Annotated in this window: 25 protein-coding genes and 2 riboswitches; of the genes, 17 read left to right on the forward strand and 8 right to left on the reverse strand. The window is 65.3% G+C overall.

The genetic code is table 11. From position 1 onward, the window contains the following. Window positions 1–2 precede the first annotated feature (2 nt). Window positions 3–1,001, forward strand: a complete 999-nt coding sequence (locus ACSQ8R_RS19110; RefSeq protein ID WP_436254823.1) for a P1 family peptidase — start codon at window positions 3–5, stop codon at window positions 999–1,001. On the opposite strand, the gene cobD is transcribed toward ACSQ8R_RS19110, so the two are convergent. Next, entirely contained in the window at window positions 982–2,022 is a 1,041-nt protein-coding gene (cobD, locus tag ACSQ8R_RS19115; RefSeq protein WP_436254824.1) for a threonine-phosphate decarboxylase CobD, read from the reverse strand. The two genes, ACSQ8R_RS19110 and cobD, sit on opposite strands and share 20 nt — an antisense overlap. On the opposite strand from cobD, the gene cbiB reads away from it, so the two are divergent. After that, window positions 2,021–2,986, forward strand: a complete 966-nt coding sequence (cbiB, locus tag ACSQ8R_RS19120) for an adenosylcobinamide-phosphate synthase CbiB (RefSeq protein WP_436254825.1) — start codon at window positions 2,021–2,023, stop codon at window positions 2,984–2,986. The two genes, cobD and cbiB, sit on opposite strands and share 2 nt — an antisense overlap. Here cbiB and ACSQ8R_RS19125 read toward each other — a convergent pair. From ACSQ8R_RS19125 to ACSQ8R_RS19140, 4 genes are read right to left on the reverse strand one after another with little or no spacing between them, the layout of a single operon-like run. Next, window positions 2,970–4,439, reverse strand: coding sequence for a cobyric acid synthase (locus ACSQ8R_RS19125; RefSeq protein ID WP_436254826.1), 1,470 nt, complete (start codon window positions 4,437–4,439; stop codon window positions 2,970–2,972). The genes cbiB and ACSQ8R_RS19125 overlap by 17 nt on opposite strands. 3 nt (window positions 4,440–4,442) lie before the next feature. Next, entirely contained in the window at window positions 4,443–5,057 is a 615-nt protein-coding gene (cobO, locus tag ACSQ8R_RS19130) for a cob(I)yrinic acid a,c-diamide adenosyltransferase (RefSeq protein ID WP_436254827.1), read from the reverse strand. Continuing rightward, on the reverse strand, window positions 5,054–5,818 hold the full coding sequence (locus tag ACSQ8R_RS19135) for a CbtA family protein (protein WP_436254828.1): 765 nt from the start codon (window positions 5,816–5,818) through the stop codon (window positions 5,054–5,056). Before ACSQ8R_RS19135 ends, cobO begins: the two co-directional genes overlap by 4 nt. Before the next feature lie 12 nt (window positions 5,819–5,830). After that, a complete protein-coding gene (locus tag ACSQ8R_RS19140; RefSeq protein ID WP_210013432.1) occupies window positions 5,831–6,007 on the reverse strand; it encodes a CbtB domain-containing protein in 177 nt (58 codons plus the stop codon). Between the two features lie 37 nt (window positions 6,008–6,044). Continuing rightward, window positions 6,045–6,273, reverse strand: a riboswitch (cobalamin riboswitch). 59 nt (window positions 6,274–6,332) lie between these two features. Beyond that, a riboswitch (cobalamin riboswitch) is annotated at window positions 6,333–6,539 on the forward strand. Between the two features lie 105 nt (window positions 6,540–6,644). Between ACSQ8R_RS19140 and ACSQ8R_RS19145 the strand changes: the two genes are divergently transcribed. From ACSQ8R_RS19145 to ACSQ8R_RS19175, 7 genes are read left to right on the forward strand one after another with little or no spacing between them, the layout of a single operon-like run. Continuing rightward, a complete protein-coding gene (locus ACSQ8R_RS19145; RefSeq protein ID WP_436254829.1) occupies window positions 6,645–7,055 on the forward strand; it encodes a DUF1636 family protein in 411 nt (136 codons plus the stop codon). Further along, a complete protein-coding gene (cobW, locus tag ACSQ8R_RS19150; protein ID WP_436254830.1) occupies window positions 7,052–8,089 on the forward strand; it encodes a cobalamin biosynthesis protein CobW in 1,038 nt (345 codons plus the stop codon). The genes ACSQ8R_RS19145 and cobW overlap by 4 nt, the downstream gene beginning before the upstream one ends. A gap of 17 nt (window positions 8,090–8,106) precedes the next feature. Continuing rightward, complete coding sequence (gene cobN, locus ACSQ8R_RS19155) at window positions 8,107–11,451, forward strand: cobaltochelatase subunit CobN (protein WP_436254831.1); 3,345 nt, start codon at window positions 8,107–8,109, stop codon at window positions 11,449–11,451. Beyond that, the gene (cobG, locus tag ACSQ8R_RS19160; RefSeq protein ID WP_436254832.1) at window positions 11,448–12,761 is read left to right on the forward strand and encodes a precorrin-3B synthase; all 1,314 of its coding nucleotides are present in this window, start codon (window positions 11,448–11,450) and stop codon (window positions 12,759–12,761) included. Before cobN ends, cobG begins: the two co-directional genes overlap by 4 nt. Then, entirely contained in the window at window positions 12,758–13,387 is a 630-nt protein-coding gene (locus tag ACSQ8R_RS19165; protein ID WP_436254833.1) for a precorrin-8X methylmutase, read from the forward strand. The genes cobG and ACSQ8R_RS19165 overlap by 4 nt, the downstream gene beginning before the upstream one ends. After that, the gene (locus ACSQ8R_RS19170; protein WP_436254834.1) at window positions 13,384–14,124 is read left to right on the forward strand and encodes a precorrin-2 C(20)-methyltransferase; all 741 of its coding nucleotides are present in this window, start codon (window positions 13,384–13,386) and stop codon (window positions 14,122–14,124) included. Before ACSQ8R_RS19165 ends, ACSQ8R_RS19170 begins: the two co-directional genes overlap by 4 nt. Beyond that, entirely contained in the window at window positions 14,121–14,888 is a 768-nt protein-coding gene (locus ACSQ8R_RS19175) for a precorrin-3B C(17)-methyltransferase (RefSeq protein ID WP_436254835.1), read from the forward strand. The genes ACSQ8R_RS19170 and ACSQ8R_RS19175 overlap by 4 nt, the downstream gene beginning before the upstream one ends. On the opposite strand, the gene ACSQ8R_RS19180 is transcribed toward ACSQ8R_RS19175, so the two are convergent. Further along, complete coding sequence (locus ACSQ8R_RS19180) at window positions 14,864–15,619, reverse strand: cobalt-precorrin-6A reductase (RefSeq protein WP_436254836.1); 756 nt, start codon at window positions 15,617–15,619, stop codon at window positions 14,864–14,866. The two genes, ACSQ8R_RS19175 and ACSQ8R_RS19180, sit on opposite strands and share 25 nt — an antisense overlap. On the opposite strand from ACSQ8R_RS19180, the gene cbiE reads away from it, so the two are divergent. The 3 genes from cbiE to cobM are packed head-to-tail and all read left to right on the forward strand — an operon-like array spanning window position 15,600 to window position 18,054. Next, on the forward strand, window positions 15,600–16,889 hold the full coding sequence (gene cbiE, locus ACSQ8R_RS19185) for a precorrin-6y C5,15-methyltransferase (decarboxylating) subunit CbiE (protein WP_436254837.1): 1,290 nt from the start codon (window positions 15,600–15,602) through the stop codon (window positions 16,887–16,889). The genes ACSQ8R_RS19180 and cbiE overlap by 20 nt on opposite strands. Beyond that, window positions 16,886–17,272 (forward strand): cobalamin biosynthesis protein, encoded by a 387-nt coding sequence (locus tag ACSQ8R_RS19190; protein WP_436254838.1) that lies wholly within the window; start codon window positions 16,886–16,888, stop codon window positions 17,270–17,272. The genes cbiE and ACSQ8R_RS19190 overlap by 4 nt, the downstream gene beginning before the upstream one ends. Next, window positions 17,269–18,054, forward strand: a complete 786-nt coding sequence (cobM, locus tag ACSQ8R_RS19195; protein ID WP_436254839.1) for a precorrin-4 C(11)-methyltransferase — start codon at window positions 17,269–17,271, stop codon at window positions 18,052–18,054. Before ACSQ8R_RS19190 ends, cobM begins: the two co-directional genes overlap by 4 nt. Here the strand turns inward: cobM and ACSQ8R_RS19200 are convergent. Beyond that, a complete protein-coding gene (locus ACSQ8R_RS19200) occupies window positions 18,027–19,139 on the reverse strand; it encodes a cobalt-precorrin-5B (C(1))-methyltransferase (RefSeq protein ID WP_436254840.1) in 1,113 nt (370 codons plus the stop codon). The two genes, cobM and ACSQ8R_RS19200, sit on opposite strands and share 28 nt — an antisense overlap. Window positions 19,140–19,192: 53 nt before the next feature. Here ACSQ8R_RS19200 and cobA point away from each other — a divergent pair, with 53 nt between their 5' ends. Together cobA and ACSQ8R_RS19210 are read left to right on the forward strand one after the other, a co-directional pair. Next, the gene (gene cobA, locus ACSQ8R_RS19205; RefSeq protein WP_436254841.1) at window positions 19,193–19,972 is read left to right on the forward strand and encodes a uroporphyrinogen-III C-methyltransferase; all 780 of its coding nucleotides are present in this window, start codon (window positions 19,193–19,195) and stop codon (window positions 19,970–19,972) included. Continuing rightward, window positions 19,969–21,282, forward strand: coding sequence for a cobyrinate a,c-diamide synthase (locus ACSQ8R_RS19210; protein WP_436254842.1), 1,314 nt, complete (start codon window positions 19,969–19,971; stop codon window positions 21,280–21,282). The genes cobA and ACSQ8R_RS19210 overlap by 4 nt, the downstream gene beginning before the upstream one ends. On the opposite strand, the gene ACSQ8R_RS19215 is transcribed toward ACSQ8R_RS19210, so the two are convergent. Then, window positions 21,279–21,686 carry an ACT domain-containing protein gene (locus ACSQ8R_RS19215; protein ID WP_436254843.1) on the reverse strand — a complete coding sequence of 136 codons (408 nt, stop codon included), beginning with the start codon at window positions 21,684–21,686 and terminating at the stop codon, window positions 21,279–21,281. The genes ACSQ8R_RS19210 and ACSQ8R_RS19215 overlap by 4 nt on opposite strands. 202 nt (window positions 21,687–21,888) lie before the next feature. Here ACSQ8R_RS19215 and kynU point away from each other — a divergent pair, with 202 nt between their 5' ends. From kynU to ACSQ8R_RS19230, 3 genes are all read left to right on the forward strand, one after another. Next, entirely contained in the window at window positions 21,889–23,082 is a 1,194-nt protein-coding gene (kynU, locus tag ACSQ8R_RS19220) for a kynureninase (protein WP_436254844.1), read from the forward strand. Window positions 23,083–23,086: 4 nt separating this feature from the next. After that, on the forward strand, window positions 23,087–23,602 hold the full coding sequence (locus ACSQ8R_RS19225) for a MarR family winged helix-turn-helix transcriptional regulator (protein ID WP_436254845.1): 516 nt from the start codon (window positions 23,087–23,089) through the stop codon (window positions 23,600–23,602). Between the two features lie 144 nt (window positions 23,603–23,746). Continuing rightward, a complete protein-coding gene (locus ACSQ8R_RS19230; protein WP_436254846.1) occupies window positions 23,747–24,895 on the forward strand; it encodes an ABC transporter substrate-binding protein in 1,149 nt (382 codons plus the stop codon). The last annotated feature ends 19 nt before the right edge of the window (window positions 24,896–24,914 follow it).

Here is a 24,914-nt window from a genome sequence, read left to right on the forward strand (position 1 = left end):
CCATGGCCGCCACGCTGAACCTGCTGACCGATATCGAAGGCGTGGCCGTCGGCCATGCCACCGATCTTGCCCTGGGTTCGGGTGTCACGGCGATCGTCTTCGACGAACCTGCGATCGCCTCCGGCTCCGTGCTCGGCGGCGCCCCGGGCGGCAGGGATACCGCGCTGCTCGATCCTTCGATGACGGTGCAGACGGTCGATGCTTTCGTGCTGTCAGGCGGCTCCGCCTTCGGGCTGGATGCGGCCGGCGGGGTGCAATCGGGCCTGCGCGAGATCGGCCGCGGTTTCCAGGTCGGCAGCGTCCGCGTGCCGATCGTGCCGCAGGCGATCCTGATGGATCTGCTGAACGGCGGAAACAAGGACTGGGGCCTGCATTCGCCCTATCGCGACATGGGCTATGAAGCCTTCAAGGCAGCCACCAGGGGTCCATTCGCACTCGGAACCACCGGAGCCGGAACGGGTGCCACGACGGCGACGTTCAAGGGCGGCATCGGCTCGGCAAGTGCCCGAACCTCCACAGGCCATACGGTCGCGGCACTGGTTGCCGCCAACGCGCTGGGCTCGGCGACGATAGGCGAAGGCCCGCATTTCTGGGCCGCTCCCTTTGAGGAGGACAGGGAGTTCGGCGGGCTTGGGCTACCTCCAGCCTTCGACAACCGCATGCGCCTCAAGGGCCGCAATGTGACATCGACGACCATAGGCGTCATCGTCACCGACGCCGCGCTCACCAAGGCGCAGGCGCACCGGCTTTCCATCCTCGCCCATGACGGCCTTGCCAGGGCGATCCTGCCGGCGCACCTGCCCTTGGACGGCGACACCATCCTTTCAGCCGCGACCGGTGCGAGACCTTTAGGCGAGCCCTCGGATTTCATGGAAATCTGCCACCTGGCGACGCTGGTAACCGCGCGGGCCGTGGCGCGTGGCGTCTACGAGGCGACGGCCTTGCCCGTCGCAAACCCTCAGGCCGCCTGGCGCGACAAATTCACATTGCCGTCCGGATAGTTTTCAGGGCGTCTTCGAGCCGTGCCCAACCGCTCTCGCCGGGAAGGCCGATCCTGAGGTCGTCAAGGCGTTCCTCGAACCGGCGCACCAGAATGCCCCGCTCTCCAAGATGCCGGAAAATCGCCTGCGCGCTCGGGTCGCGGATGAAACGGAACAGCGACGTTCCGCCCGTGACGGGTATGCCGGCCGTTCCGAGCAGAGCATCCAGCCGCGCTGCATCCTCCTTCAACCTCAGCCGCATGGCCTGCTGCCACCGGGCATCGCCCAGGGCTTCGTTCGCCACATGCAGCGCCGGGCCGGACACCGCCCATGGCCCCAGCCGGCTCTCGATTTTTGCCGCGAGTTCCGGATGCGAAATCACGAAGCCAAGCCGCAGGCCGGCCATGCCGTAGAACTTGCCGAAGGACCGCAGCACCACCAGCCCGCCGCCATCCACCGCGTCGGTGACGCTCGATGCTTCCGAGACGTCCATGAATGCCTCGTCCACCACCAACAGCCCGCCCTTCGCGCGCATGATCACGGCAAGCGCCAGCAGGTCGGCACGCGGAACAACACGCCCGGTCGGGTTGTTCGGATTGACGACGATGGCGAGATCGGCATCCTTCAGCCGATCGAGGTCCGCCGTCTCCATGACCTCGAAGCCAGCCAGCCGCGCCGCTCGGGCATGCTCCGCATAGGTCGGTGAAAGAACCGCTGCATGGCCTTTCCGGGCAACCAGTCCGGCGACCATCGGCAGCAGGATCTGCGTCCCCGGCCCCGCCGCCAGATGCGCCACGGATGGCGCACCGTATGCAGCAGCAGCCAGGGCCTTCAACTTTTCAGCCGATGCGACGTCCGGCAGTCGCGCGAAAACATTGCCGGGCAGCGGCGAATGCGGGTAGGAATGCGGGCTGATACCGGTGGAGAGATCGATCCAGGGTTCCGGCGCGTGGCGAAACAGCGCCCGGGCGCGGGAAAGATTGCCGCCGTGCTGTATCGGACCGCCAATCCCTTCGCCAATATCAGGGTCTGCCAACTTCATGTTCCTTCTCGCATTTTCTGCCCTGATCGTGGAGCGCATCTTCGGTTATCCGGACTGGCTGTTCCGGCGCATCGGCCATCCCGTCACCTGGATTGGCGCACTGATATCCCGGCTGGACGGCGACTTGAACCGGGAAAGCGACGGCTTTTCCAAGCGGAAACGAAAGGGCGTGTTCGCCCTTCTGGCGCTCCTCGGCATCACAACCCTGCTCGGCCTGGTGATCGAATACGACCTTATGATCATCCCGCTTGGGCCGATCCTGCTGGTTCTGATCGCCGCGACCCTGCCGGCGCAGAAAAGCCTTGAAAGCCATGTCGAGGCCGTCGCGACGGCGCTGAGAGACGGAGGGCTCGAAGCCGGGCGCAAGGCCGTCTCGAAAATCGTCGGGCGCGACCCGGAAAAGCTCGATGAAGCCGCCGTCTGCCGCGCGGCGATCGAGAGCCTGGCGGAGAATTTCTCGGACGGCGTCGTGGCGCCGGCCTTCTGGATGGGGATATTCGGTCTTGCGGGTGGCGTCGGCTACAAGGCGGCCAATACCGCCGACAGCATGATCGGCCACAAATCGCCGCGTTACGAAGCCTTCGGCTGGGCGGCGGCGCGTTTCGACGATCTCATCAACCTGCCCGCCTCGCGCCTGAGCGCCCTTCTTTTCGTGGTCGCGGCGGGCCTCATCGACCACGCCTCGCCCGGCAACGCGATCCGGGCCGTCCGGCGGGATGCCCGCCATCACCGTTCGCCGAATGCCGGCTGGCCCGAAGCGGCCATGGCCGGCGCGCTCGGCATAGCGCTCGCCGGCCCGCGCAGCTATGGAGGCCGGATGATCGAGGCGGGTTTCATGGGCGAGGGCGGACGTTCCGAACTCAACCACCACGACATTCGCCGCGCGCTGAAACTCGCCCGCGTCGCCGACGCCCTGCTGATCGGCCTTTTCGGCCTTCTGGCGCTGATCATCTGGCAAGTTTGAGCAGCCCGTCGAGATCGAGATGCTTTTCCATATGGCCGGCCAGCCGGTCGAGCACAGCGTCCACGCCTGCCTCGTAATCAAGGCCCGATGCAGAGCCCCCGAGCCGCGTCAGCCAGGCCGACCGCTGCCGGTCGTTGGAAAACAGCCCGTGGAGATAGGTACCCCAGACCCGGCCATCCGCCGATATCGCACCTTCCGGACCACCGCCGATCACCGAAAACGGCCGCGCGCAGTCTGCCCCGGATGTCCGCCCGATATGCATCTCGTAGCCGGACAGCGAAACTCCATCGAAACTCTCGCCCGACACGGCCTCCAGCCGTTTATCGCCCGACAGAACCGTTTCGACGTCCAGCAAGCCAAACCCTTCGATCGACCCGGGCGGCCCTTCCGTTCCTTCCGGATCGGAGATGGTCTTTCCAAGCATCTGGTAGCCGCCACAGAGACCGAATACCCGACCGCCACGACGGACATGCGCGGCGATATCGACGTCGAAACCGGCTGCCTTCAGCGCCCGCAGATCGGATATCGTCGCCTTCGAACCAACCAGCAGCACCAGATCGCAGTCGCCGGGAATAACCTGCTCCGGCCTAACCCGGATCAGATCGACGTCGGGCTCCGCCTCCAGCGGATCGAGATCGTCGAAATTGGATATGTGCGACAGGATCGGCACCGCGATCCTGATCTTCGCGCCAGCCTTCCGCACCGAAGGCGCATTGAGGCCAAGCGCATCTTCGGCCGGAAGCCTGGCCGCATCGGCAAAATGCGGCAGCAAACCGATCGACTGCCAGCCAGTCAGATCACCGATCATCCGCATGCCGTCGGCAAACAGGGCCGGGTCGCCGCGAAACCGGTTGACGACAAACCCCCGGATCATCGCCGCATCGTCGGGATCGAGCACCAGCCTGGTGCCGGCAAGGCTGGCGATCACCCCGCCCCGGTCGATATCGCCGATCAGCACCACCGGCACGTCGGCGGCCCGGGCAAACCCCATATTGGCGATGTCGTTGTGGCGAAGATTGATTTCGGATGCGCTGCCGGCGCCTTCGACCAGGACGAGATCGGCCTGATTGCGGAGAATATCGAAACTCTCCAGAACCCGCGGCATCAGTTTCGGCTTGAGCATCTGGTATTCGGCGGCCTTTGCATTGCCTTCGACCCTGCCCTGCACAACCACCTGCGCACCCACCTCGCTCTGCGGCTTCAGGAGTACGGGGTTCATGTGGACGCTGAGCGGCACGCCGGCGGCGCGTGCCTGCAGCGCCTGCGCCCGGCCGATCTCGCCGCCATCGGCGGTCACCGCTGCATTGTTCGACATGTTCTGCGGCTTGAACGGCATGATCTTCAGGCCACGCAGCTTGTAGGCACGGGCAAGTCCGGCCACGACCAGCGACTTGCCCACATCCGAACCCGTTCCCTGAAACATCAGCGCCCGAGCTGGCTTGATCCCGGTCATAGTCTAGAACTCGATGCCGGCCTGGGCCTTCACGCCCGCCTTGAAGTGGTGCTTGACCAGCGTCATCTCGGTCACCATGTCGGCCGCCTCGATCAGCGCCGGCTTGGCATTGCGGCCGGTGACGACCACATGCAGGTCCGGCCGCCGCGCCTGCAGCGCGGCGACGATCTTGTCGAGATCCAGGTAATCGTAACGGAGCGCGATGTTGAGCTCATCGAGGATGACGAGCCCGATCGTCTCGTCCGCCATCAGCTCGATCGCCTTTTCCCAGGCCTTTTCCGCCGCAGCGACATCCCGCTTCAGGTCCTGGGTCTCCCAGGTAAAGCCCTCGCCCATCGTGTGCCAGACGACACGATCGCCGAAGACGGCAAGCGCCGGCTGCTCGCCGGTAGACCAGGCACCCTTGATGAACTGCACGACACCGACCCGGCGATTGTTGCCGAGCATGCGCAGCGCCAGGCCGAAGGCGGCGGTGGATTTGCCCTTGCCGGATCCGGTATGGACGATGAGAAGCCCCTTTTCCTGGGTCTTCTCCGCCACTTCCGCATCCTGAACCGCCTTGCGGTTCGCCATCTTGGCGCGATGACGTTCGACGGAAGCCTCGTCGATCTCCTTCACCGGGAAGCGAGCTTCGCCGGAGATCCGGCAGAAGCTTCCTCGCCGGCGCGGAATTTTTCGCGCACTACGCCGGCAAGCGCACCGAGCACCGCCCAGAACACCAGGTTGGTCGCATAAACGGCGTTGACGAAGCGGGCATAAAGATCCATCGGGACGGCCGTTTCATGGCTCGGCGGCAGCGGCGCGCCGATGAGATGCGGCGCGATCAGAAGCACGATCGCAAGCGCTGCGAACACGGCCGAGCGGGTATAGACGAGCAAGCCCAGACCCACTGCCGTGCAGACTGCCGTCGAGACCCACCAGATCTGGCGCGGACCGAGCTCGGCGGCCGGCATGCCGGGCAGTTCCGGCGGCAGGCCGAGGCCCGGTGCGAGGATGACGACGAGGAAGCCGGCAATGCCGAACATCAAGCCACCGCGCCAGCCCCGGAACCCGCCGAATGCCTCCGAAGCGGCGACGAGGACGAGAGCGAAACCGATGCCCGACAGCATGTCCGCGGCGAGCGTATAGATGAAGCGCTCGAAGCCATCGGCCGGAGCCCAGGCTTCGTCATCATGGTGGTGGTCGGCAGCAGGCGCCGCCGCACCGGCCGCTGCGGGCGCCGCGTCATGGCTGTGAGCGGCCTCACCGCCGGCATTTTCAAACACCTCCGCCTGCAGGATCAGCGGTACCGTGGAGAAGCTCTGCATCACGGTGAGCAGCAGCCCGGACAAAAGCCCGGCGATCACCGCCGTGAAGACGATGTTACGAAACAACGACATTGGGAGAACTCCTCAGTGGCAGGGGAAGGCGAGCGAGTGGCGCGTGTCATGCGCGGCATTGTGGACGACTTCCAGATGCGAGAAGCCGACAAAGCCGACGATGAACAGGCCGAGCAGGGCCGTCATGCTGAGGGGAATGATCTTCGAAGCGGAAATGCCGACTGCAGTTGCGGCAGAATTTTGTACCATGGTCTCGTCCTTTCGCCCTCCACCCGAGGGCCGTTCACGTTCTTTGCCGCCTCTGGCAGGTCTCCTGGCTCGCGGATCGGACGCCTTCTCCCGCCTTCCCAGGATACCGTTGGCCGGATTTCCCAGTGGCTTGACGGCCGAACGACCGTTTTGGGCAAAGACTTTCCGCTTACAGTTGCGGGGGCAGCCGCGGGTTGGACGGTAAATTTCCGTCGCACCGCATTCCCTCTAAAACCCTTTCGGGCACCATAGGCTCGGTCACTATAGACGAATTCGGCGTCACGGCAATCGCCTTTGCGACGCATTGACATGGGCCAGCGACCGGGCTTAGTTGAAAGGAGATGGTCCCTTTCCGGCAACGGGGAGGGCTAAGAGAGAATGCGGTGCGATCCCTTTTTCAGGATCAATGCCGCGGCTGCCCCCGCAACTGTAGGCGGCGAGCCACTTGCCGAGAGGCCACTGGGAAACCGGGAAGGCAGGCAAATGGCGGCGACCCGTGAGCCAGGAGACCTGCCGTCCGACAATTCTGCTTCACCGGGCGGGGTGCTCCGGAGGAAGTTTTTCGATCACCGCAGGCGGTTTCAGCCTCCTGCTCCGCGCCCCGATTTTTCGACCCCGGCGGGAACGCGGCTGACCGATGAGTGACCACCGACCAGATGATCCGGCGACCGCCAGCCCTGCGGATGTGACGATTTTCGTCTGCACCAATTGCCGCGACGAAACAGATAGCGAGGTCCGGCCGGGTATCGCACTGATCGCGGCGTTGCGCGAGGCGGCCGCGGGCAAGCCGCTTGCGGTCAAGCCCGTCACCTGCCTTGCCAATTGCGAAAAAAGCCCGAGCGCTGCCTTCAACCACCGCAGCGGCTGGTCCTATGTCTTCGGCCATCTGTCGCTCGACAATGTCGAGGATATCGTCACCGGCGCAATGATGCTGGCCGAGGACGAGCGCGGTTTCCTTCCCCTTCGCGGCCGCCCCACCTGCCTGCGCGGCAAGGGCATGACGGCCCGCATCCCACCCTTTCATCATCACGAGGACATGCCATCATGAGCGTTTCGTTCGACCGCGTTCCCTGCACCGTCGTTACCGGGTTTCTGGGGGCCGGCAAGACCACGCTGATCCGCAACCTGATCGAGAACCTGAAGGGCAAGCGGCTGGCGATCATCGTCAACGAGTTCGGCGATGTCGGCATCGACGGCGACGTGCTGAAGGGCTGCGGCATCGAAAGCTGCCCGGAAGACAACATCATCGAACTCGCCAATGGCTGCATCTGCTGCACCGTGGCCGATGATTTCGTACCGGCGATCGACCAAATTCTGGCCATGGAGCAGCGTGTCGACCACATCCTCATCGAGACCTCCGGCCTCGCGCTGCCGAAGCCTCTCGTCCAGGCCTTCCAGTGGCCGGACGTGAAAGCGCGGGTGACGGTTGACGCTGTGATTGCCGTGGTGGACGGGCTGGCGCTCGCCGAAGGCCGCGTCGCCGACGACCATGAGGCGCTCGAAGCCCAGCGCCAGGCGGACGGCTCGATCGACCATGACGATCCGGTCGAGGAAGTGTTCGAGGACCAGGTGGCCTGCGCCGACATGATCGTGCTCACCAAGAGCGACCTTCTCGACGCCGCCGGCCTCGCGACCGCCAGGGATCGCGTTTCGGCGCATCTGCCGCGCGCCGTGAAAATCGTCTCGGCCGCCAATGGCGCCATCGATCCGGCGGTGCTGATCGGCCTCGGCCTCGCCGTCGAGGACGACATCGAAAACCGCAAGACCCATCACGACGACGAACTGGACCACGATCACGACGATTTCGACAGCTTCGTCGTCGATTTGGCCGCGGTCACGGATGCCGAACAGCTTGCCGCCCGTATCTCCGCGACGGCGGAAGCAGAGAACGTGCTGCGCATAAAAGGCTTCGTGGAAGTCGCGAACAAGCCGATGCGCCTGCAGGTTCAGGCGGTAGGATCGCGCGTCAACCATTATTTCGACCGCGCCTGGGCACCCGGCGAAGCGCGGGCAAGCCGCCTCGTCGTCATCGGCGAAAAGGGCATCGACCGGGCCGCAATCGAAAGGATGCTGGCCGCATAGGAAGGCCCGAGGGAAGGATGCACATACTCGCCACCACATCGTCGTCGCTTGACGACCTCATCGAACCGGTCGACCTAGATCAGTCGCCGGGCGACGTGGTGGTGCTCTCCTTTTCCGGCAGCGACCTGAACGGGGTAGCGGCGGTTTGGGGTACGGATGGGTGCGGTGGCCGCGCAGATGACGGCAAAAACAAGTGCCAGCGTTCCCCCACCCCAACCCTGCGCCTGACCAATCTCTCCGATCTCCGCCACCCCATGTCGGTGGACCTGTGGATCGAAAAGACGGCTGCCCATGCGAAGGTCATCCTCGTGCGCATCCTCGGCGGCTACGACCGCTGGGCCTATGGCGTCGAAGAACTTTCCCGAGTGGCGCGTGCCAAAAAGATCGCGCTTGCCCTCCTGCCCGGCGAATGCAGCATCCGCGACGAGCGGCTGGCCGGGGCATCGACGGTTTCGCAAGATCAGCTTTCCGCCATCCTTGCCTGCTTCCGAGAGGGCGGCCCGGACAATATGCGGCTTCTCGCCAGACAGCTCGCCGCTCTGGCCGCAGGCAAGGCCGATAATCTCTACGCGGCAATGCCGATGCCGAAAGCCGGTTTCTACAGGCCGGGAAAAGGCATCGTCGAGACCAACGATCTCCTTTCGGGCTTTGCGCCGGATGCGCCGCGCCTGCCTATCCTCTTCTACCGCTCAATGCTGCTCGCCAACGACGCTGCACCGATCGATGCACTGTTCGAGGCGTTGCGGAAACGCGGCTTCGCGCCCGTACCGATCTTCGTCTCCGGCCTGAAGGATGCTGACGCAGTCGCCTTCGTCGAACAGGCGGTCTCGGACCTCAAGCCTTCCGCCATCCTCTCGACCACCGCCTTTGCCAGCGGCACCGACGAGAACGGCGAAACGATCTTCGACCGCAGCGGTGTCCCGGTGTTCCAGATCGTCATCGCCACTACGCGTCGCGAAGGCTGGGCGGAAAACCGGCGCGGCCTCAACCCCGCCGACCTCGCCATGCATGTCGTCCTGCCCGAGCTCGACGGTCGCATCCTAGCCGGTGCGATCTCCTTCAAGGCCGGTGACAATTCCGCCAGCCTCATCAACCAGCCGGAACCGGATCGGGTCGAACAGGTCGCCCACCGCATCGCCGCTTTCCTGCGGATGAAGGCGTCACCTCGCATCGAGCGCAGGATCGTCATCCTCATGCCGGACTATCCGAGCGCACCGGGACGCACCGGTTATGCCGTCGGCCTGGACGTGCCGCAAAGCGTACTCGGGATGCTGCGCGAATTGTCGGTAGCCGGCTATGATATTTCAGATATTCCCGAGAGCTCCCGTGACCTTCTCGATCGCCTAAGCGCCGGATCCGTGACCTACCCGCTCGCCGCCTACAGTCCCCTGCCTGCGGCAGATGCGGCCTGGGGAGCTGCCGAAACCGATGAAGACCTCGAAAACGGCGCTTTCCGTTTCCGTGCCGCCACCTTCGGCAATGTCACCGTCGCGCTCGCACCCGATCGCGGCCGCAATGCCGATCGCCGCGCCGATTACCACAGCCCCGACCTGCCCCCGCGCCACGCCCTGATTGCCTTCGGCCAATGGATGCGCGAAACGCTCGGCGCTCATGCCGTCGTCCATGTCGGAGCGCACGGAACGCTCGAATGGCTGCCGGGCAAGACCGTGGCGCTGTCGAAGGATTGCTTTCCCGAGATCGTTACCGGCGGCCTGCCGGTCATCTATCCGTTCATCGTCTCCAACCCGGGCGAGGCGGCAGTCGCCAAGCGGCGGATTGCCGCCGTCACCATTGGCCATCTGCCGCCGGCGCTGATCGGCGGCGGCCTTTCCGACGGACAGAAGAAGCTGGAACTGCTGGTCGATGAATATGCCCAGGCCGACGGGCTCGACCGCCGCCGCCGCGACCGCCTGGCCAAGCTGATCGTCGAAACCGCCCGCGATACCGGCCTGGCCGGCGAGGCCGGGGTTGCGAACGATGACGATCCGGATACGGCGTTGACCCGCATCGACGCATTTCTCTGCGATCTCAAGGATTTTGCGATCAAGGACGGCCAGCACGTCTTCGGGCGGGTGGCGCCCGGCGATGACGATCCATTGCGGCTCCGCAGCGCCGAGACCGAACGCCAGGCCTTGCTCGAAGCACTGGACGGAAAACACATCCGCCCCGGCCCATCCGGCGCTCCGGCCCGCGGCCGCCGCGACGTGATGCCGACCGGCCGCAACCTCTTCGCCAGCGATCCGCGCACGCTGCCGACGCCGACCGCCTTCGAACTCGGCAAACGCGCCGCCGACGAAATCCTGCGGCGTTATCTTCAGGACCACGGCGACTGGCCGAAAAGCCTCGTTTTCGATCTCTGGGGCAGCGCGTCGCTGCGCAGCGGCGGTGAGGAAGTCGCTCAGGTTCTCGCCCTGATGGGCGCAAAACCGGTGCAGGACATGGCGACGGGCCGGATCACCGGCATCGAAGTGCTGCCGCCGGCGGCGCTCGGCCGCCCGCGCGTCGATGTCACGCTCCGGATTTCCGGCCTCTTCCGCGACATGTTTCCGGCTCTCATCGCCTTGCTCGACGCCGCGATGCGCGCCATCGCCAACCGCGAGGAAGCACCGGGCGACAATCCTCTGGCCGAAGAGACCCAAACGCTCGGACACGTACCTCCGCGCATCTTCGGCTCGGCGCCGGGCACCTATGGCTCCGGCATCGAGGAAAAGCTCGCCGACGGCACCTGGGGCGAACGCGAGGAGCTCGGCCGCCTCTATCTCGATGCCACCAGCCATGCCTTTGGCGGCGCGGAAGGCGATGCCAGCCATGTGCCCGGCCAATTCGCGGACCGCATCGGGACGGCCGATCTTCTCGTCCATACCGGCGACGATCCCGGCCGCGACCTGTTGGACGGTTCGGCCGACGTCGCCTTCATCGGTGGATTTTCGGCCGCCGTCGCAGCGCTCGGCGGCAAGGCGGATGTCATCGCGCTCGACACGACCGACCCGCAAAAGCCCCGTGCCCGCTCGATTTCCGAGGCCGTGACCAGGGTGGTGCGCGCCCGCGCCGTCAACCCGCGCTTCATCGCCGGCCAGATGCACCATGGCCCGCGCGGCGCGGCCGAACTGGTGGAAACCGTCGACCGGCTGGTCGGTTTTGCCGAAACCACCCATGCCGTCCCGCAATCGCTGATCGAGGCGACCTACGACGCCTATCTCGGCGATGACAAGGTCCGCGACTTCCTGCTGAGCCAGAACCCGGAAGGCGCACGCTTCATGGCCGAGCGGTTCCGCTCCGCGCTTCGCCGCGGGCTCTGGCATCCCCGCCGCAACGCGGTGGATGCCGAACTCGAAATGCTCACCCGGGAGAAAGTCGCATGACGGCGCTTTCTCTCGATCGAAACATGTTGGACATGCGCCGCGGCGCCTGCCCCGCTTTGTCGGCTCCGATGATGACCGGCGACGGGCTTCTCGCCCGTGTCGCGCTGACCGATGCGATCACGCCGGCACAGCTGGCCGAACTCTGCCGGCTGGCTCGACGCCATGGCAACGGCATTCTCGATATTTCCGCCCGCGGCAACCTGCAGGTCCGGGGACTGAGCGAGACCTCGGCCCCGCTTCTCGACGCCGAGGTCCGCGCCCTGAACCTGCCGCTCCGCGATGGCCTTGCGGTGGAAACCCCGCCCCTGGCCGGGATCGACGGGACCGAGATCGCCGACCCGCGTCCCCTGGCAGAAGCGATCCGCCAGGGTGCGCGCGAGATTATCGGCCTCGCACCGAAAATGTCGGTGGTGGTCGATGGTGGCGGACGGCTCAGGCTTTCCGACCTTCTGGCCGATATCCGGCTCGTGGCCGTTTGCGCCGATGAAGGCGTCCGTTGGATGCTGCTGTTGGGCGGGACCGAAGCAACCGGGCGCGTTTTCAATGTTTTACGTGAAACAGAGGCCGTCTCCGCGACGCTGGCGGCGCTTCGAAAACTCGGTGAAATGGGAGCCAGGGCGAGAGGCCGCGATCTCGCCGCCGGCTTGCCTGCGAACGGCGCCCCCGGCTTGCCGGCCTCGCCTTTCGGCGCCTTCCGCGTTTCCGATAGCCTTTTTGCGGCGGGCATCGGTCCGACCTTCGGACAGACAAATGCCGAAAACCTGATCGCCCTTTGCGGTGAGGCCGAACGGCTGGGAATACAATCCCTGAAGCCGGCCTTCGACCATTCGCTCCTGTTTTTCGCAACGCAGTCCGCCTGCGAGGCGCTGGCCGCTTTTGCCGCCAATAACGGCTTCGTCACCTCGCCCAGCGATCCGCGTTCGGCCATTGCCGCATGCTCCGGAAGCCCGGCCTGCAATTCCGCGGCCATCGCCACGCACGAACTCGCCGCCAGGGCCGCGCAGGATTGCGGCGACCTGCTGGACGGGTCGTTCAAGCTGCACGTGACCGGCTGCACCAAAGGCTGCGCCCATCCGGAGCCGTCGGCGCTTGCACTTTGCGGGACGGCCGCCGGCCTTTCGCTGATCACCCAAGGAAAAGCCGGCGACGAGCCCTTTGCCTCGGTCGCTTTTGCCGATACCAACAACTCCCTTCGCCGCATCGCCGATCTTGTCCGAGACGAAAGGCGTGCCGGCGAAAATTCCGCCGCCTGCCTCGCTCGTCTGGGACCGCGCCGGCTTGCTGCGGCCGTTATGTCAGGACGACCATGAACAGTTACGATTACATCCGCGAAGGCGACGCGATCTACGAAAAGTCCTTTGCCATCATCCGCGAGGAAGCGGACCTCTCGGCTTTTTCATCGGAACAGGCCGAGATCGCGGTACGCATGATCCATGCCTGCGGGGTGGTCGAAGCGGCTCAGCATTTCCGGTTTTCCAAGGATTTCATCGCGCAGGCACGCGGCGCGCTTCATGCCGGCAAGCCGATCTACTGCGATGCCGAAATGGTGTCGCATGGCATCACCCGCGCCCGCCTGCCGGCCCACAACCAGGTGATCTGCACGCTGCGCGACGGCCGCACCATCGAGCTTGCAAAAACGCTCGGCAATACCCGCTCGGCGGCGGCGCTCGACCTCTGGGACGATCTCGAAGGCGCGGTCGTCGCGATCGGCAATGCGCCGACCGCGCTGTTCCGCCTGCTCGAAATGCTGGATGCCGGCGCGCCGCGTCCGGCCGCGATCATCGGCATGCCGGTCGGTTTTGTCGGCGCGGCTGAATCCAAGGAAGCGCTGATGGAATCGACGCTCGGCATTCCTTATGCGATCGTGCGCGGCCGCATGGGGGGGTCAGCGATGACGGCTGCCTGCGTCAACGCGCTGGCGAGGGCTGGACTGTGAACGCCGCACTCATCAAGGGCAGGCTCACGGGCGTCGGCACCGGACCCGGCGATCCGGAACTGCTGACGCTGAAGGCGGTGCGCGCCATCGGCGAGGCGGATGTGATCGCCTTCTTCTGCAAGAAGGGCTCGAGCGGCAACGGCCGCGCCATCGTTGAAGCCCATATCCGACCGGGCACCCTCGAACTGCCGCTGGTCTATCCGGTCACGGTCGAGACCCACAAGGACGAGGCCGATTATCGCGGCCCGATCGCCGATTTCTTCGATCGCTCCGCAGCCGATATCGCCACCCTTCTCGATGCCGGCAAAAATGTCGCGGTGCTGAGCGAAGGCGATCCCCTGTTTTACGGATCCTACATGCACCTGCATGTGCGACTGGCCGACCGCTATCAGGCCGACGTCGTGGCAGGCGTCACGGCCATGTCCGGCTGCTGGTCGATGACCGGCATGCCGCTGGTCCAGGGTGACGATATCCTGAGCGTGCTGCCCGGCACGCTGCCCGAAGAAAAGCTGGCGGAGCGGCTCGGAAACACCGATGGCGCGGTGATCATGAAGGTCGGCCGCAATCTGCCGAAGATCCGCCGGGCGCTTGCCTCGGTCGGCAAGCTGTCCGGAGCGCTCTACGTGGAACGCGGCACGATGGCGAACGGCATGGCGCAACGTCTGGAAGAACGCGACGAGAGCCCGGCCCCCTATTTCTCGATCGTCCTCGTGCCCGGCTGGAAGACACGGCCATGAAAGCGGGTTCGCTGACTGTCGTCGGTCTCGGGCCCGGCAATCCAGAGCAGATGACGCCGGAAGCTCTCGCCGCCGTGACGGCTGCGGAGGATTTTTTCGGCTATTTTCCGTATATTGACCGGCTGAACCTGCGCCCCGACCAGCGCCGGCATGCATCCGACAACCGCGAAGAACTGGCGCGCGCCCGCGCCGCGCTCGAAATGGCGGCTGGCGGAGGCAAGGTTTGTGTCGTCTCGGGCGGCGATCCCGGCGTATTCGCCATGGCGGCTGCGGTCTGCGAGGCGATCGACGAGGGCCCCGCCGCATGGCGCGAGATCGATTTTTCGGTCGTCCCCGGCATCACGGCCATGCTGGCCGTCGCGGCCAGGGCCGGCGCGCCGCTCGGCCATGATTTCTGCGCCATCTCGCTTTCGAACAATCTGAAGCCCTGGGATGTGATCGAGAAACGCCTGGTCGCCGCAGCGACGGCCGGGTTCGTGATGGCTTTCTACAATCCGGTCAGCAAGGCCCGCCCGCATCAGCTCGGCGAGGCCTTCGATATTCTGCGCGCTCATCTGCCCGGCACCGTGCCCGTGATCTTCGGCCGCGCGGCCGGCCGGCCGGATGAGGTTATCCGGATCGAGCCGCTCGCCGAAGCGGCAGGCGAGATGGCCGACATGGCGACCTGCGTGATCGTCGGCACGGTGGAGACCCGGCTGATCGAGCGCGGAAACCAGCGCCCGATCGTCTATTCCCCGCGTTATTTCAAGGGCGCCGTCGCATGATCGAGCCAGGCGAGCATCTCCTCGACGGTCTCGACAGACGGCACTTCGGGCAGGTCCGGGCGACGGACCAGGATGACCTCGATGCCAAGATCGCGCGCAGCGGCGATCTTGCCGTAACTCGCCGGCCCGCCGCTGTTCTTGGCGACGATCACCTCGATGCCATGGTCCTGCAAAAGCTGGGCCTCGTCCGCCTGTCCGAACGGACCGCGCGCGGTGAGATAGACCGCGTCAGGTACGGAAAGCGGCGGTTCGACCGGATCGACGCTGCGAACCAGATAGTGGTGCCGGGGCGCGGCTTCGAAAGGCAGAAGCTCCTGCCGGCCGAGCGTCAGGAATGCTTTTCGCGGGACCTCTCCCAAAGCATTGACGGCATCGCCGACACTATCGACTTCGATCCAGCGATCACCGGGCTCTCCCAGCCAGGCATGCCGTCGCAGGGCGACAAGCGGGACGCCGGAAATCTCGGCGGCTTCGGCCGCATTGCGGGAAATCTGCGCCGCATAGGGATGCGTCGCATCGATCAGGATCGAGACGCCTTTTTGCCTGAGGTAAGCGGCAAGCCCTTCGGCACCGCCAAAACCGCCGACACGCACCGGCACGGGTTGCTCGGCCGGCGCGCGGGTGCGCCCGGCAAGCGACAGCTCGACGGTGAACCGCGGATCGCCGGCGAACTTTCCGGCCAGCGCGCGAGCTTCCGCCGTGCCACCGAGAATGAGGATGGAGTGTCGCACTATGCCTCCTGAATCAACGCAGAAACCTTTAAACCAAAGCCGCTGGCTGTCCATCGTCGGCATCGGCGAGGATGGCGTGGCGGGCCTGGGCGACAATGCGCGCGCGGCAATTGCTTCGGCCTCCGTCGTCTTCGGCGGCAGGCGGCATCTGGACCTGGCAGCCTCCCTGATCACCGGCGAAGCCCGGCCGTGGCCGACACCGTTTGACGCGACGATGCGCGATGTCATGGTGTTGCGCGGTCAGAAGGTCTGTGTTCTGGCCTCAGGCGACCCCTTCTTTTTCGGCGTCGGCGTCACGCTGTCCCGCCATGTCGGGCCGGAGGAGTTTACGGCCTATCCTGCTCCCTCCGCCTTTTCGCTGGCCGCCTCGCGGCTTGGCTGGCCGCTGCAGGACATCGAGACCGTATCCCTGCATGGCCGGCCGCTCGATCTCATTCGGCCGCTTCTTTATCCCGGCCGGCGGATCATTGCGCTGACATCCGACGAGAACGGACCGGCGGCGCTGGCGGAGCTTTTGTCCCGGACCGGTTTCGGTCCCTCGCGGATGACAGTCCTCGAAGCGCTGGGCGGCGCAGAGGAACGCGTTCGTTCACAACGGGCTGACGAGTTTGCGCTGCCGGATGTCGATGTCCTGAATGTCGTCGCCGTCGAGGTGCAGGCCGAGGCCGGCGCCTGCATCCTGCCTCGAACCTCCGGGCTGGACGACGCATTGTTCGAGCATGACGGGCAGATCACCAAGCGGGAAATCCGGGCACTGACGCTTTCGGCACTGGCTCCTCGCCTTGGCGAATTGCTGTGGGATATCGGCGCCGGTTCCGGCTCGGTCGGCATAGAATGGATGCTGACCGATCGATCGATGCGCGCAATCGCAATCGAAGCCAATCCAGGTCGAGCGACACGGATCGGGCGGAATGCCCTGGCATTCGGCGTACCCGGCCTGCGCATCGTCGAGGGAGAAGCACCGGCCGCGCTTGCCGGCCTGCCGCAGCCGGATGCGATCTTCATCGGCGGCGGTGGCAGCGAGCCCGGCGTTTTCGAGACGGCCCTGGAGGCGCTGAAGCCCGGCGGGCGGCTGGTCGCCAATGCCGTGACGCTGGAAATGGAGGCGGTCCTTCTGGCGGCCCATGCGAAACTCGGCGGGGAGCTGATCCGCATGGAGGTCTCGCGCGCGGCACCGATCGGCGGCATGTCGGGCTGGAAGCCGGCCATGCCGGTCACCCAATGGAGCTGGACGAAGCTCCGGAGTGAAACCATGGGAGCGAAGCCATGATTGCCGCAGGCCTCGGCTGCCGCAAGGGGACATCTGCCGAAGCGCTGCTTTCGGCACTGGCTGCCGCCTGCGCTGAAGCCAATATCTCGCCTCAATCCGTCTCCGTTCTGGCGACCGGCGAGATCAAGCGGCATGAGCCCGGACTGATCGAGCTTGCGGAGCGGCTGCGCCTGCCCTTGCAGATTCTGGATGAGGCGGCGCTGAAGCAGGCGGAAGGCCGCACCAGGACACTTTCGAAACACAGCCTCGCGCAAACCGCCACGCCGAGCCTTTCCGAAGCCGCGGCACTTGCGGCCGCCGGCGAAGCCTCGGAACTCGTCGTGGCCCGACTGGTCGCCGATGGCGCCACCTGCGCGCTGGCACGCTCGAAGGATCACACATGACCGTGCATTTCATCGGCGCCGGACCGGGCGCCGCCGACCTCATCACCGTGCGCGGCCGGGATATTCTCGCCCGCTCGCCGGTCTGCCTTTACGCCGGCTCGATCATGCCGAAGGAATTGCTCGACTATTGCCCGAGGGATGCGCGTATCGTCGATACAGGCTCCCTGTCGCTGGACGATATCGAGGCGGAATATGTCGCAGCCCACAAGGCTGGCCAGGATGTCGCGCGGCTGCATTCCGGCGATCTTTCCGTCTGGAGCGCGGTTGCCGAACAGATCCGCCGGCTGGAGAAGCATGGCATCGACTATACGCTGACCCCTGGGGTGCCCTCCTTCGCCGCCGCCGCCGCGGCCCTGAGACGAGAGCTGACCATTCCGGAAGTGGCGCAGAGCCTGGTGCTCACCCGCGTTTCCGGCCGCGCTTCGAAAATGCCGGAGGGGGAGACGCTGGCCGCCTTCGGCGCGACCGGCGCGACGCTGGCGATCCACCTCGCCATCCATGCGCTGGGTCGTATCGTGACGGAACTGACGCCGTTTTATGGCGCGGATTGCCCGGTCGCGATCGTGGTGCGCGCTTCCTGGCCGGAGGAACGGATCATCCGCGGCACGCTTGCCGATATCGAGGTAAAGCTCGCTGCGGAGCCGGCCGAACGCACGGCGCTGATCTTCGTCGGCAAGGGCCTGGGTGCTGCCGATTTCGTCGAGAGCCAGCTCTACAATGCCGATTACGTGCGCCGCTTCCGTCCGGGTTGGCCTCAGACCGGCGACAGGGACGTCGAATGATCGGACGGCGTAAACCCGGTCTGGCCGACCAGCCGGCCCTCGCGATCGTAGACCAGGATTTCCAGCGCAATCCCGGGATGTTTGAGCGCCTTGGCGGCGGTCTTCCAGGCGAGCGCCGCAATCCGGTCGCCCAATGCCAGCCCGTTTTCGCCCGCAAGCCCAAAGGCCTGCGACACGGTATTGGCGGCAACTATCTGCGCCGCGAGCGCATCGCTCGCCCCGGCTTCACGCGCCACTTTCGCCAGAGCCTCGAGATCGGCCAGCCCGCGCTTGGAATGCACGTCGAGCATGCCCTGCGCGAGCTTGGTCATCTTGGCGACGCCGCCGGCGATCGTCACCCTTGGCACCGGGTGGTCTCGCAGATATTTCAGCATGCCGCCGACGAAATCGCCCATGTCGATCAGCGCGATCTCATGCAATCCATGATGCGCCTGAACCGCCTTTTCGGACGTATTGCCGGTGGCGCCCGCTACATGGTCGAGCCCGGCGGCGCGCGCGACATCGATGCCGCGCCAGATGGAATGAATCCAGGCCGAACAGGAAAAGGGAATGACGATCCCCGTCGTCCCGAGGATCGAAATGCCGCCGAGAATGCCGAGCCTGCCGTTAAGCGTCTTTTCGGCAATCTTCGCGCCGTCGGCGACGGAAATCTCGACCTCGAAATCGACCTCGTCGCCGGCGACTTCCGCAATCGCCTGGGCGATCATCCTGCGCGGCACCGGGTTGATGGCGGGTTCGCCGACGGGCAGGGGCAGGCCGGCGCGGGTAACGGTGCCGACACCTTCGCCGGCCTTGAAAACGATGCCGCTGCCGGCCACGCCGCGCCGGACGGTGCTCTTGATCAGCGCCCCGTGCGTGACGTCGGGGTCATCGCCGGCATCCTTGACAATTCCGGCTCTTGCAAACCCGTCGCCGGTTTCTTCGACGGCGAGTGCGAAAGACGGCGTCTGCCCGCCGGGCAAAGTCACCTCGATCAGGTCGGGAAATTTTCCGGCAAGGAGCGCAAGGCAGGCCGCCTTGCTCGCCGCCGCCGCGCAGGTTCCCGTGGTCCAGCCACGACGCAGGTTCTTGCCATCCGCTTCCATGGCCGTTTCTATAGCCCGACCGGGACCGAGCGTCACCGGTCAAAGGTCCGCATATGAATGAAAGCATCTCGACCATCGTCGCAGCACCCGTCTTCGAGCCCGGCCATGTCTGGCTCGCGGGCGCCGGCCCCGGCCATCCGCGTTACCTGACGCTGGAAGTCGCCGACGCGCTTCGCAAGGCGGATGTTATCGTCCACGACGCGCTGGTCTCCGAAGGCGTGCTGTCGCTCGCGACGACCGCCGAGCTTATCTTCGTCGGAAAACGCGGCGGAAAGCCCTCTGTCGCCCAGGATGACATTACCGGCCTGCTGATCGAGCTCGCCCGCAAGGGCAGGCGCGTCCTGCGGCTGAAAGGCGGCGATCCCTTTGTGTTCGGACGCGGCGGCGAGGAAGCGGAAGCGCTCGTCAATGAAAACATCCCGTTCCGCATCCTGCCGGGCATGACCTCAGCGCTGGCGGCCCTCGCTTCCGCCAACATTCCCGCGACCATGCGGGGGATGAGCCGAGCGATCACGCTTGCGACCGGCCACGCAGCCGGCAGCCCCGGTGACCTGGACTGGAAGGCGCTGGCGAAAACCGGCGAGCCGATCGTCGTCTACATGGGCGTCAGCACGATCGGCACGATCGCCCGGCTGCTGATCGAAGGCGGGTTGTCGCCGGAAACGCCGGTCGCGGTGCTGATGGCGGCGACGACGCCGGACGAACGCTCGATGACTGCGACCCTGGCGACGGTCGAAGCGGAGGTCGTGCGGCAGAAATTCGCTGCGCCCGCGCTGATCGTCATTGGCCGGATCGTCTCCATGCAGGCCGTGCTGACAGGGAAAAAGCCATGACCGCCCGCGCGCTGATCATCGGCGCACCGCGCTCCGGCTCCGGCAAGACCAGCGTCACCATCGGCCTCTTGCGCGCCTTTGCCCGCCGCGGCGTCAAGGTACGCGGCATCAAGACCGGCCCGGACTATATCGATCCCGGTTTCCATGAGGCGGCGACCCATCTGCCGGGCCTCAACCTCGACAGCTGGGCGATGGCGCCGGACCTGCTCCGGCATCTGGCGCGCGGCCAGGCAGAAGATGCCGACCTGCTTTTGATCGAAAGCGCCATGGGCCTGTTCGACGGCATCGTCAGCGAGGAAAACCGTTCCGGCGCCGCCTCCGACCTCGCCCGGCTGTTCCGCCTGCCCGTACTGCTAGTGCTGGATGTCTCCGGCCAGTCGCAGACGGCCGGTGCGATCGCCTACGGTTTTGCCCATTACGACCCGACCGTGAAGATCGCCGCCTGCATCCTCAATCGAGCCGGCAGCGAACGGCACAAGAAGCTCTGCGGCGATGCGATCGAGGCAGCCGGAATTCCGGTCGTCGGGACCGTCCTGCGCGATCCCTCGCTGGTTCTGCCGGAACGGCATCTCGGCCTCGTCCAGGCGAGCGAACACCCGGAAATGGACGCGCATATCGAACGGCTGGCCGACGCCATGGAAGCCTCGCTTGATCTTGACGCGATCTACGCCGCTGCCAAGCCTTTCGATATCCCGGCAGGTTCCGCCAGAAACTCGCTGCCGCCGCCGGGCCAGCGGATCGCCCTGGCGCAGGATGCCGCCTTCACCTTCCTCTACCCGCATCTGATGCGCGAATGGCGCTCTGCCGGCGCGCAGATAGTTCCCTTTTCTCCGCTCATCGACGAAGCACCCCCTGCTGATTGCGACAGCTGCTGGCTGCCGGGCGGGTATCCTGAACTGCACGCGGGAAAGCTGGCGGCGGCAGAGAAATTCAGATCGGGTCTCGCCCGGTTTGCGGAAACGAAACCGGTTCACGGCGAATGCGGCGGCTACATGGTTCTCGGCGAAACGCTGGAGGATGCCGACGGCATCACCCATGCCATGGCCGGGCTGCTCTCCCACCGCACCAGTTTTGCCAAACGCAAGATGAACCTCGGTTACCGCCAGGCGGAGCTTGGCCAGGACGGCCCGCTCGGCCGGAAGGGCGATACGATCCGCGGGCATGAATTCCACTATGCCAGCGTGGTTTCTCCCGGCACCGACGCCGCCTTTGCGACCATCGCCGATGGTGGCGGCAGGCCGATCGGTCCGACGGGCGGCCGGCGAGGCCTGGTCAGCGGCGCGTTTTTCCACGCGATTGCCCGCGGTTAGCCGGCAGCGGCTGAAAGCGCCCTGAGCGCAACAACCGCCCGTTCCGCGTCCGCCGCCGGCACGAAGATGTGGTCGTGGTAATAGGCCGCGATGACATTGGCGCTGATGCCCTCCGTGGTCAGCGCTGCCGCCATCGCCGCCGTCATGCCGACGGCTTCCAGCGAGGAATGGACCATCATGGTGATGCAGCGAAGCGGTGCGCTCGCCGCAAGCCGTGCCCTTTCGGCAGCATCCCTCGGCAGGATCAGCGTGAGGCCTTCCGTTTCGAAGAACATTCCGATGGGCTTCAGCGCCAGATACTCGTGCAGGCTCTCGGATGGCACGGTCGCATAGACGAACTCACCGTCGACAAGAACCGGCTCAAGGCTCGCAAGCAAGGTAGAAAGGTCGGTGACGCCGCTCATGTGCCCGCCAAAGGTCGCCCGGTGAATGAACCTGGGACCGAGGTTACGGCGGTAATTCACCGCCCGCAACACCGGATATCGCCTCGAAATAATCGCATGAGCCGACAAATCCGCCTTGCGCGTCCCTCGCGAGCTTCTAGTCTACGCCGCCTGGGGGCTCGGCTCTCCTCAAACTCTTGGTTTCGAACAGCAAGGTGTTCCGGTGACGGATTTTGAAAAGACCCGCTCGCTCTTCTATCTGCCGGAAGGCGTGATCTATCTCGACGGCAATTCGCTCGGACCGCTGCCGCTCGCTGCCAAGCAGCGTGTCGGAAAACTGATGACCGACGAATGGGGCGAACTGCTGATCAAGGGCTGGAACCAGGCGGGATGGATGATGATGCCGCGCCGGATCGGCGACCGGATCGGCAGGCTGATCGGGGCGGCGGAAGGCACGGTCGTGATGGGCGACACTTTGTCGATCAAGGTCTATCAGGCACTCGCCTCGGCATTGGAACTGGTGCCGGAACGCAGGGTCGTGCTCTCCGACAGCGGCAACTTTCCATCCGATCTCTATATGGCGCAGGGCCTGATCGGCTCGCTCGGCAAGGGCCATGAGCTGAAGATCGTCGAACCGGAAGAGGTCGAAGCCGCAATCGACGAAACCGTCGCCGTGGTGATGCTGACGGAGGTGGACTATCGCACCGGCCGTCTGCACGACATGAAGGCGCTGACCGAAAAGGCGCATGCCGCCGGCGCGATCACCGTCTGGGATCTTGCCCATACGGCCGGCGCCCTGCCGGTCGATCTTTCTGGCGCGGGCGCGGATTTCGCGGTTGGCTGCACCTACAAATATCTGAATGGCGGCCCCGGCGCGCCGGCCTTCATCTATGTCGCTCCGCGCCATGCGGACAGGGTCCGGCCGGCGCTGTCCGGCTGGCTGGGGCATGAACAACCCTTCGCTTTCGATCTCGATTATCGGCCGGGCGGCGGCATCGACCGCATGCGGGTCGGCACGCCGCCGATCATCGGGCTCGCGGCGCTCGACGCGGCGCTGGATGCCTGGGAGGGCGTCGACATGGCAGATCTGCGCCGCCAGTCGATCAAGCTCTGCGATCTGTTCGTCGCGGAAGTCGAAAAGCGCTGCCCGATGCTGAAACTCGGTTCCCCGCGGGATGGCACGAAGCGCGGCAGCCAGATCTCCTTCCTGCACGAGGAAGGCTACGCGATCATGCAGGCCCTGATCGCGCGCGGCGTGATCGGCGACTTCCGCGCTCCGAATGCCATCCGTTTCGGCTTCACACCGCTCTATATCGGCGAGGCCGAGGTATTGGGAGCAGTGGACATTCTCGAAGACATCATGACCAACCGCCTCTGGGACACCGCCGAATATAGGCAGCGGGCGCTGGTGACCTGATCGGATGACGGAAGAACGGCCCACATCCACCAGAAAGCTCTCAAGGGTCGGGCCGTACCGGCTCGCGCGCAGCAACGCGGAAATGATGAAGCTCGTCAGCCTCCTTTGCGAGGCCAACGGTTTCACGCTGAACATCTGGCGGGTCATGTCCGCGATCGGTTCCTATCAATCGATCTCGCCGATGGAAATCGGCAAGCTCACCACCATCGACAAGGCGATGGTGTCGCGCGCGATCCGCGAACTGGTCGATCGCGACCTGATCGATCGCCGGGCCGACGCCCATGATGCGCGATGGGCCCAGATCCAGCTGACGGCAGCGGGAACGGCGGTCTATGAAAAGATGGTCGCCGGCATCGACGCCCTCGAAAGATACATGTTCGGCGATCTGCCGCCCGAAAAGACCGCAGCATTCATGGACATGCTGGAACTGATCGAACGCCGCGCCAGGTTGGCGCGCGATATGGTGGAGTTGAACGGCAAGGCCGGCCTGATGCGGCTGCTGGGGCGCGATGCCGAGTAGGACTTCCGGTCACCCGGCCGCATTCAAGCCGGGCTTCGTAAGCTTTACATAACCATTATCAGAATTGTTTACAAAGAAACAATCTCCCTGTAAACAAATGACAGGGCGGGAGGAGATCGCCCGCTTTTGTCCTGGGAGGATCCTATGAAGAACCGGTTTTTTGCTGGAATGGCGCCCGTTGCCGTCCTGACCTTGTCCCTGTTTGCAAGCTCCGCATTGGCTGACGTGACGATTGGCGTGACCATATCGTCGACCGGCCCCGGTGCGGCGCTCGGCATTCCGCTGAAGAATTCCGTCGAGTTGTGGCCGGCCGAAGTGGGCGGCGAAAAGCTGAAGGTCATCGTTCTCGATGACGCCGGCGACCCCTCGGTTGCCACCACCAACGCCCGCCGCTTCGTCAACGACGACAAGGTCGATGTCATCGTCGGTTCCGCGCTGACGCCAGCATCGATCGCCGTCGCCGGTGTCGCCGGCGAGACCAGCACGCCGCACCTCTCCTGCTCGCCGGTTCCGCCGGCCATTTCCAAAGGCAAGTGGACCTTTGTGATGCCGCAGGATGCCGGCCTTATCGCCAGGAACCTGTTTGCCAAGATGAAGGCCGACGGCATCAAGACGGTCGGTTATATCGGCTTCTCGGACAGCTACGGCGACCTGTGGATGGGCCAGTTCAAGGCGATGGGCGAACAATACGGCCTGAAGGTCGTCGCCGAGGAGCGTTATGCCCGTCCCGACACCTCCGTTTCCGGCCAGGTGCTGAAACTCGTGGCCGCCCGTCCGGATGCCGTCTTCGTCGGGGCCTCCGGCACCGGTGCCGCGCTGCCGCAGATCGGTCTGCGCGAACGCGGCTTCGCCGGCAAGATCTACCAGACCCATGGCGCCGTGACCTTCGACTTCCTGCGCATCGCCGGCAAGGCTGCCGACAACACGATCTTCGCCTCCGGCCCGGCCATGGCGCCGGAATCCCTGCCCGATACCGCGGAAACCAAGCCGGAAGGCCTGGCCTATGTCACGGCTTATGAAAAGAAGTTCGGTCCCGGCACCCGCACCCAGTTCGGCCCGCATATCAACGATGCCATGGCCATCCTGAAGAAGGCCATCCCCGTCGCGCTCAAGAAGGCGAAGCCCGGCACGCCGGAATTCCGCGCCGCTCTCCGCGACGCTATCGAAACCGGCGGCCCGTTCCCCGCAAGCCAGGGCGTCTTCAACTTCAAGGCCGACGATCACCTTGGCCTCGACGACCGCGCCGTCGTGCTGTTCACGGCCAAGAACGGCAAGTTCGAAATCACCAAGTAACCGGCAAATGAACGAGGCC

Origin of the sequence: Neorhizobium sp. LjRoot104, from assembly GCF_964253725.1 — a bacterium.
Lineage (GTDB): Bacteria > Pseudomonadota > Alphaproteobacteria > Rhizobiales > Rhizobiaceae > Neorhizobium.

Coding starts and splice junctions, on each gene's coding strand:
- ACSQ8R_RS19135 (WP_436254828.1), bottom strand. CDS start 5,818: ATGTCGTTGTTTCGTAACATCGTCTTCACGGCGGTGATCGCCGGGCTT.
- cobM (WP_436254839.1), top strand. CDS start 17,269: ATGACCGTGCATTTCATCGGCGCCGGACCGGGCGCCGCCGACCTCATC.
- cbiB (WP_436254825.1), top strand. CDS start 2,021: ATGTTCCTTCTCGCATTTTCTGCCCTGATCGTGGAGCGCATCTTCGGT.
- ACSQ8R_RS19225 (WP_436254845.1), top strand. CDS start 23,087: ATGACGGAAGAACGGCCCACATCCACCAGAAAGCTCTCAAGGGTCGGG.
- cobW (WP_436254830.1), top strand. CDS start 7,052: ATGAGCGTTTCGTTCGACCGCGTTCCCTGCACCGTCGTTACCGGGTTT.
- ACSQ8R_RS19175 (WP_436254835.1), top strand. CDS start 14,121: ATGAAAGCGGGTTCGCTGACTGTCGTCGGTCTCGGGCCCGGCAATCCA.
- cobA (WP_436254841.1), top strand. CDS start 19,193: ATGAATGAAAGCATCTCGACCATCGTCGCAGCACCCGTCTTCGAGCCC.
- ACSQ8R_RS19110 (WP_436254823.1), top strand. CDS start 3: ATGGCCGCCACGCTGAACCTGCTGACCGATATCGAAGGCGTGGCCGTC.
- ACSQ8R_RS19230 (WP_436254846.1), top strand. CDS start 23,747: ATGAAGAACCGGTTTTTTGCTGGAATGGCGCCCGTTGCCGTCCTGACC.
- cbiE (WP_436254837.1), top strand. CDS start 15,600: ATGAGGATGGAGTGTCGCACTATGCCTCCTGAATCAACGCAGAAACCT.
- ACSQ8R_RS19140 (WP_210013432.1), bottom strand. CDS start 6,007: ATGGTACAAAATTCTGCCGCAACTGCAGTCGGCATTTCCGCTTCGAAG.
- ACSQ8R_RS19165 (WP_436254833.1), top strand. CDS start 12,758: ATGAACAGTTACGATTACATCCGCGAAGGCGACGCGATCTACGAAAAG.
- ACSQ8R_RS19190 (WP_436254838.1), top strand. CDS start 16,886: ATGATTGCCGCAGGCCTCGGCTGCCGCAAGGGGACATCTGCCGAAGCG.
- cobN (WP_436254831.1), top strand. CDS start 8,107: ATGCACATACTCGCCACCACATCGTCGTCGCTTGACGACCTCATCGAA.
- ACSQ8R_RS19215 (WP_436254843.1), bottom strand. CDS start 21,686: ATGAGCGGCGTCACCGACCTTTCTACCTTGCTTGCGAGCCTTGAGCCG.
- ACSQ8R_RS19125 (WP_436254826.1), bottom strand. CDS start 4,439: ATGACCGGGATCAAGCCAGCTCGGGCGCTGATGTTTCAGGGAACGGGT.
- cobG (WP_436254832.1), top strand. CDS start 11,448: ATGACGGCGCTTTCTCTCGATCGAAACATGTTGGACATGCGCCGCGGC.
- ACSQ8R_RS19145 (WP_436254829.1), top strand. CDS start 6,645: ATGAGTGACCACCGACCAGATGATCCGGCGACCGCCAGCCCTGCGGAT.
- ACSQ8R_RS19210 (WP_436254842.1), top strand. CDS start 19,969: ATGACCGCCCGCGCGCTGATCATCGGCGCACCGCGCTCCGGCTCCGGC.
- cobD (WP_436254824.1), bottom strand. CDS start 2,022: ATGAAGTTGGCAGACCCTGATATTGGCGAAGGGATTGGCGGTCCGATA.
- ACSQ8R_RS19200 (WP_436254840.1), bottom strand. CDS start 19,139: ATGGAAGCGGATGGCAAGAACCTGCGTCGTGGCTGGACCACGGGAACC.